6 protein-coding genes and 1 pseudogene are annotated in these 5,894 nt (G+C 61.7%); 5 read left to right on the forward strand and 2 right to left on the reverse strand.

Annotation, left to right across the window (positions count from 1 at the left end; all coding sequences use genetic code 11):
- Positions 1-88: 88 nt before the first annotated feature.
- Both RIF72_RS19735 and RIF72_RS19740 read left to right on the forward strand, forming a co-directional pair.
- Positions 89-1,039: a helix-turn-helix domain-containing protein gene (locus tag RIF72_RS19735; RefSeq protein ID WP_309076484.1), complete on the forward strand. Its 951-nt coding sequence runs from the start codon at positions 89-91 to the stop codon at positions 1,037-1,039.
- 113 nt (positions 1,040-1,152) lie between these two features.
- Positions 1,153-1,752 (forward strand): hypothetical protein, encoded by a 600-nt coding sequence (locus RIF72_RS19740; RefSeq protein WP_309076485.1) that lies wholly within the window; start codon positions 1,153-1,155, stop codon positions 1,750-1,752.
- Between the two features lie 85 nt (positions 1,753-1,837).
- Here RIF72_RS19740 and RIF72_RS19745 read toward each other — a convergent pair whose 3' ends face one another.
- Positions 1,838-2,539, reverse strand: a complete 702-nt coding sequence (locus RIF72_RS19745) for a cache domain-containing protein (protein ID WP_309076486.1) — start codon at positions 2,537-2,539, stop codon at positions 1,838-1,840.
- On the reverse strand, positions 2,536-3,297 hold the full coding sequence (locus tag RIF72_RS19750) for a GntR family transcriptional regulator (protein WP_309076487.1): 762 nt from the start codon (positions 3,295-3,297) through the stop codon (positions 2,536-2,538). Before RIF72_RS19750 ends, RIF72_RS19745 begins: the two co-directional genes overlap by 4 nt.
- Before the next feature lie 263 nt (positions 3,298-3,560).
- Here RIF72_RS19750 and RIF72_RS19755 point away from each other — a divergent pair, with 263 nt between their 5' ends.
- From RIF72_RS19755 to RIF72_RS19765, 3 genes and pseudogenes are all read left to right on the forward strand, one after another.
- Positions 3,561-5,072 carry an APC family permease gene (locus RIF72_RS19755; protein ID WP_205754749.1) on the forward strand — a complete coding sequence of 504 codons (1,512 nt, stop codon included), beginning with the start codon at positions 3,561-3,563 and terminating at the stop codon, positions 5,070-5,072.
- A gap of 23 nt (positions 5,073-5,095) precedes the next feature.
- Entirely contained in the window at positions 5,096-5,701 is a 606-nt protein-coding gene (locus RIF72_RS19760) for a dimethylamine monooxygenase subunit DmmA family protein (RefSeq protein WP_138610292.1), read from the forward strand.
- Positions 5,698-5,894, forward strand: a pseudogene (locus RIF72_RS19765) (hypothetical protein); the annotation flags it as partial. The gene RIF72_RS19760 and the pseudogene RIF72_RS19765, both read left to right, overlap by 4 nt.

Here is a 5,894-nt window from a genome sequence, read left to right on the forward strand (position 1 = left end):
TTCCAGTCTTCCCGCTGCCGGCCCGCGCCAACAGTGGCACGAAGGCAGAAGTACGATGGATTCGGGCCAACGTAGGGAAGGGGCAGGGATGAGGATCGCGGTGTACGCGTTTGACGGGGCGACGATGTTCCACCTTGCCGTTCCGCAGATGGTTTTTGACGAGGTGACCCGCCAGGGCCTGGCCGGCTGGACAACGGTTCTTTTCTCTGACCAGGAAGGCGGGATCACAACTGCTGAGGGCTACCCGCTGGGCAAGGTAAAGGGGCCTGAGGCTGCGGAGGCGGCGGACGTAGTGGTGGTGCCTTCATGGTTCGACGACGGGCGCGTCCCCAGTGACTCGCTGCGGCAGGTGCTTCATGGGGCACACGATCGCGGGGCGCCCATCCTGGGCTTGTGCCTGGGTGCCATCCCCGTAGCCGACGCCGGTCTGCTCGCCGGGCGCCCCGCAGTCACCCACTGGCAGGCCTTTAATTCCCTTACTGCCCGGCATCCCGACGTCCCGCTGGACCAGTCAGTGCTCTATATCGACCACGGGGATGTCCTGACTTCTGCCGGTACCGCCTCGGCGCTGGACGCATGCCTGCACCTGGTCCGGGCACGGCTCGGTGCAGACGCGGCGAACCAGGTGGCCCGCAGCCTGGTCATCGCTCCCCACCGCGAGGGTGGGCAGGCGCAATACATTGAGCGGCCGGTGCCGGAGCGCTCCACGGATGATCCGATCTCGCGCTTGCTTGAATGGGCCCTGGGCCGCTTGGGAGAACCCCTGACCATCGACCGGCTCGCGGCACAGGCACACCTCAGCCGGCGCACTTTTGTCCGTGCCTTCCGGGCAGCAACCGGGAGCACACCGGCCGTCTGGATCCGCGCCCGGCGCCTTGACGCTGCCCGGCGGCTGCTGGAGACCACGGATCTATCGATAGACCAGATCTCCGCCGACTGCGGATTCGGCAGCGCCGTCACCCTGCGGCAAAACTTCGCGGCCGCTTTTTCCACGACGCCCACGGAGTACAGGCGCCATTTTGACGCGCGGGTTCGCTGACGGCCCCCTGTTCCCGCGACCCATTTTTTGGGTAAGGCATCATGGCCCAGGCCGGCCCGTTACCCGCTGGTCAGGTCAAACTATTCGAGACCGCTTCAACCACGAGGACCCACATGACCGCAGAACTTTTACAGGGCATCGAGCGCTTCACCGTGACCCAGAAGCTCACCCTGATGGTGAATCGCTATGAAATACACTCCATGACCGGAGACAGGCAAGCCGGGCACCTGCTCGCCGTCGCCCAGCAGAAGCGGGCTGCTTTCAAGGAGCAGGTGACCTTCTACCAGGACGAGTCAAGGACCACGCCGATCTTCTCCTTCAAAGCTCGGCAACGCCTCGACCTCGGCGCGACGTACGACGTGCTGGACGCCAGTGGACAACGGATCGGCACCTTCCGAAAGGACTTTGCCAAATCCCTGCTGCGATCGACGTGGCACCTCGAAGCGTCCGGGCTCAAACTCACCGGAAGTGAACGCAACATTGGCGTCGCCATCGGCCGGCGCATATGGGAAGCGACACCGATTGGTGATGCAGTCCCTTCGCCCTTTCGTTTCCACTTCGACTTTGTCAACGCGAACGGAGAAGTGCTCATGACATCAGAACGGGGAAAGTCACTGCGCGACCGGTACCTCATTACCCTTCCCGGTGCACGACTCGATGGCCGGGTTGCGGCGGCTATGGCAGTCGCACTGGATGCTCTGCAGTCCCGATAGACCTACCAAAGCGACAGGACGAACGCGGTGCCAACCATCTCGCCCGCATCCGTCAACAGAGTTGGGCCGCGGGAGTTCGAGTGGGCTATCGGCCGCTCAACAATGAGAGTCCCAGATGTGCCACCTCGATCGGGAGCAACTGTTTGTCGCCGGGGATGTGGCGGATTCTTTCGCCCACCAAGTACGCGCCGGAGTTTCCTACGACGACGCGGTTGCTTCCGTTGAGGAGGGCGGCATCTCCCGGGATGGCCCGGAGCGCAGGCATGAAGATCTCTTCAAGCTTGCGGATCCTGATGTCGCAGCCGGCCACTCCCGCAAATTTCCCGCCCACCTGGATCGGTGCGGTGTAGGTGAGGATGTATTCGTCCAGGCCGAGGTAGTCGACGTAGGGGCCCCACATTGACCGTTCCCCTGTGCGGCTTGCCGAGGTGAAAAAGGGCATGTTCTGGTAATCGTAAAACCGCTCACCGCCAGGGGTGAGATCGAATTCCAGCTTTTCGATTCCCTCTCCGCGCCTGATCCACCACTCCAGAACGCCGTCCCGGTTCTCGATGGCGTCCGCGGAGAAGATGACTCCAGCTCCCACCACGAAACTGTGCGTTCCGAGGAAGTCCTTGCTCATGCTCTCCAGTTGCCCCACGTCCCGGGGCGTAACGCTGAACGGGCTGTGATGATTCGTCCACAACGCTGCCGTGCGCGATGCGAATGTGTCGACGTCAAGCCCCAAAGTGTTCGTCCAGGCAGCAATGTCCTTCGCGGCCTTGGTGACAGGGGTAGTGGTTGTCATGGGCGCTCCTGCTGATACGTCGGGTATCCGAGGGACAGTTTCGCGTCGACCAAATGGTGGACGTCATGCCGGATGTGCTCCAGCACGAGCCGTTGAGCATCTTCAGGTGCGTCATTGGCGATGGCGCGTGCTAAGGCCAGGTGCTCGGCGGCCACCTGTTCCGGGTCCCGGGTCAGTGATACGGGGGCCCACAGCGCTTGAACTGTCTCGGCCTGGAGCCTGATTTCTGCATTCGTAAGCCTTGGGGACTGCGCCAGGACTGCCAGTTCGATATGGAATCTGCTGTCGGCGCGTGCTTGCAGTTCCGGCTTGTCTGTCATAACGACACCCCGCGCAAGCTCCAGGAGCCTGTTGATTTCGTGGGGTTCGGCTCGTTCGCAGGCCAGTCGAACGGTGGCGGCGGCGATGGCAGCATGCTCGTCCCCCACGTCCCGGATCTCGGCTATGGACGTGTCCCGGAACCATTTTTTGATGACATCGGTGGATGTGAAGGGCTGCTTGACGACGAACGTGCCGCCACTGCGCCCCCTCCGTGTGGCAACAATTCCCTGATCGCGAAGGTCGGACAACGCTTCCCGGAGAGTGGACGGCGCAACGCCGAACATCTCCGACAGTGCTGTTTCGGGGGGAAGCCGCTCGCCAACCTTCAGCAGGCCAAGGGCGATCGCCTTGGAGATCCGGTTGACGATGGCTTCGGAGCGCTCTGTTTCCGGCAACGCCCGGTACACCTGGGCTTGGAAAGCGGTGGTAGATGCCAAGAACGACTCCATGGGAAATAGGGACAGCAGTAACTCTAATACCGGCACGACCTGCTGGCTCCGCTGCTCCTGAGTGTACTGCAGATTCCGGAAAAGAGTCGAAACCATAACTTATTAAGGGTCAAGCGGACTCAAAAGAGCGTGAAATAGCGGTAATTTCGCACTAGTGTGGGGGCCGCTTGCGCTCCTAAAGATATGAAACTATGGTTTTTACGACGTGGTCCCGCTCACAGGCAGCGGTTATGACCGAAAGAAGGAGTCCAATGCGTGTAGAAACCCCCGAACCGGTTGGGGAGCTTGACGTCGATGACGACGCTCAGCATCTTGCCAGCCTTGGTTATTCATACGAGAGGCAATTCAAGCGGGAGATGACGTTCTGGGGGAACGTCTCGCTGGGATTCACCTACCTGTCACCTGTAGTAGCGATCTATTCCTTGTTCGCGGCATCCCTGAGCGTTGCCGGGCCGCCGATGTTTTGGTCCCTGGTCATCGTGGGAGTGGGACAACTCCTGGTGGCAACGGTTTTCGGTGAAGTGGTGGCGGCCTATCCAGTGGCCGGCGGCGTCTATCCGTGGTCCAGAAGGCTCTGGGGCCGCAAATGGGGCTGGATGAATGGCTGGGTCTACTTGGTGGCGCTCCTGACCACTATCGCCAGCGTCGCATACGGGGCGGGTCCGTTCCTGAGCACCCTGGCCGGCATGGAAAGCAGCGTGGACGCCACGATCCTGTGCGGTCTCGTGGTCATAGCGCTTGCCACGGTCCTTAACCTTGGTGGCACAAAAGTGCTGAACGCAGTGGCCATGATCGGCCTCCTCGCAGAGCTCGGTGGCGCCCTGGTGGTGGGCATCTGGCTGCTTGCTACCGCAAGGCACCATGACCTCAGCGTCCTGTTCCAGACTTTTGGTGCAGGGGAAGGCAACAACTACTTCTTTGCATTTGCGGCTGCCGGACTCATTGGCATCTTCCAGTACTACGGCTTTGAGGCCTGCGGCGACGTAGCGGAGGAAGTCCCCAACCCGGGCCGTACCATCCCCAAGGCCATGCGGATGACCATCTACATTGGCGGTTTCGCGGCGATGTTCGTCTGCCTGTCCCTTATCCTTGCAGTTCCTGATTTCGCTGCCGTGATTTCAGGGACCGAGACGGACCCTGTGGGCAACATCCTCCTTTCGGCGTTCGGCCCCATCGGTTTCAAGGCCGTTCTCGCAGTCGTCCTTATCTCGTTCCTCTCCTGCGTGCTGAGCCTGCAGGCGGCAACCTCCCGCCTTGCCTACTCGATGGCCCGTGACGGAATCCTTCCGGCCAGCAAGCTCCTCAGCACGTTCAGCGAATCCCGCCATGTGCCTCCTTATGCTCTGCTCCTGGCGGGGCTTGTGCCGGCATTCATCGTCATCGGATCCAAGGTCTCCAGCGACGCGCTGACCGTCATCATCTCCTTCGCAGCCATGGGCATGTACATGGGCTTCCAGATGGTTGTCCTTGCCGCGCTTCGGGCACGCATCCTGGGCTGGAAGCCGAACGGAGCTTTCCGGCTGGGCGTATGGGGCATTCCGGTCAATATCGCAGCTCTCGCCTGGGGTGTGCTTGGCATGGTCAACATGGCCTGGCCGCGGACACCCGAAGACGGGTGGTTCGCCAACCACGTGGTCCTGATCTCCGCCGTCACGGTGGTCGCGCTCGGTCTGCTGTACATGGCCTGGAAGAAGCCCCACCTCAAAGGCGACGCTCCGGCGGCCGATGCAGTTCCGGCGCTCTCCGCCCGCCAGCCGCTGTGAAGGACGAAAGGTAACAAAATCCCATGCTGATTACTGGCATCAAGAGCCGACCTGTATACGACGAGCTGACGCCGATGGCGAGCGGCCTCATCCACCTCGCTGCCGGCCAGGGCAGCGGTGGGAAAGCGCTGGTACGCCTGCTCCGGGCGATGACCCCTGAACAGCTGGCGGCAACCACCGTACTGTACTCAACCGAATCATTCACCGGCCAGAACTATTTGATCGATCTCCAACAGTTCAAGGTGCGTGACCTGGCCGTGTTCCCAACTAACGCAGACGCCGTCAGCGGACTCGATGCATATCTGGCGACGGCGAAGATGGGCACCCGGCTATACCTGACCGGTTCTGAGGGGTTTATCGGCACCTCAATGCAGGTGGCCACCTCTTACGGCATGAACCGGGACGAAGTGCTGCGCGAGCACGCCGGTTCCTTTGTGAGGCGCGTGTGGTGCGCGCACTGTGGCCACTATTCCGAGAATGTCACCCACCGGATCTTTGTATGCCCGGGCTGTGAACTGAACCTGATCGTTCGCGACCACTACTCGGGGAGGCTCGCCGCCTTCCAGGGAGTGAAAGCAGACAGCGAAGTACCCGGCGAAATGCCGGAAAATGAGGAGTTGGATACGTGAGCGAGTCCCAGCATGGAGCCCTGCGGCTCCGGGTCAAACGGATCGAAGCGGTGACCCCGGAAATCAACCGGTACACCTTTGGCGCAGCCGACGGCTCCTGGCTCCCTCCCTTCTCGGGCGGCAGCCACATCACGGTCCTGATCCCGGCCGATGGGGAGACCAGGCGCAACGCGTACTCACTGATGAGTTCGCC

The organism is Paenarthrobacter sp. (genome assembly GCF_031180005.1).
Taxonomy (GTDB): domain Bacteria; phylum Actinomycetota; class Actinomycetes; order Actinomycetales; family Micrococcaceae; genus Arthrobacter.

Coding starts and splice junctions, on each gene's coding strand:
- RIF72_RS19735 (WP_309076484.1), top strand. CDS start 89: ATGAGGATCGCGGTGTACGCGTTTGACGGGGCGACGATGTTCCACCTT.
- RIF72_RS19740 (WP_309076485.1), top strand. CDS start 1,153: ATGACCGCAGAACTTTTACAGGGCATCGAGCGCTTCACCGTGACCCAG.
- RIF72_RS19745 (WP_309076486.1), bottom strand. CDS start 2,539: ATGACAACCACTACCCCTGTCACCAAGGCCGCGAAGGACATTGCTGCC.
- RIF72_RS19755 (WP_205754749.1), top strand. CDS start 3,561: ATGCGTGTAGAAACCCCCGAACCGGTTGGGGAGCTTGACGTCGATGAC.
- RIF72_RS19760 (WP_138610292.1), top strand. CDS start 5,096: ATGCTGATTACTGGCATCAAGAGCCGACCTGTATACGACGAGCTGACG.